Annotated in this window: 1 rRNA gene; it reads right to left on the bottom strand. The window is 52.4% G+C overall.

Going from position 1 to position 391, the window contains the following annotated elements:
• Window positions 1-98: 98 nt before the first annotated feature.
• Window positions 99-216: ribosomal RNA gene (rrf, locus tag HMPREF2734_RS07480) — 5S ribosomal RNA — on the bottom strand.
• Between the last annotated feature and the right edge of the window lie 175 nt (window positions 217-391).

The raw sequence follows: 391 nt of genomic DNA, 5'->3' as shown, positions 1-391 counted from the left end.
TTGCTGTTGTCGGCGACAACAATCGTGTGGGTATACGTGAAAACACCCAAAGTGCAACGTGGGTGTTGTACTTTGGGTGTTTGTGTGTGAAGTTGTTGGGTCGGCGGTAACCTACTCTCCCACTCCCTCCCGGGAGCAGTACCATCGGCGCGGGCGGGCTTAGCTTCCGGGTTCGGAATGGGACCGGGCGTTTCCCCGCCGCTATCAACCACCGACACATCTATAGGGGTTCATAGAGTGTCCATGTGTTGTGGACTGTATTGAGATGTCATTGTGACAATGTGGGTGTGTTGTGTCAGTGACTGCATAGTGGACGCGAACAGTGTTTCGTTTTGTGTGTGGTTTGTTGAAACCGGTTGTTGGTTTGTTTGGTGTATTAGTACCGGTCGCC

Origin of the sequence: Corynebacterium sp. HMSC055D05 (genome assembly GCF_001810365.1) — a bacterium.
In the GTDB taxonomy this organism is placed as follows: Bacteria; Actinomycetota; Actinomycetes; order Mycobacteriales; family Mycobacteriaceae; genus Corynebacterium; species Corynebacterium coyleae.
This window is presented reverse-complemented; position numbering and strand designations above follow the sequence as displayed.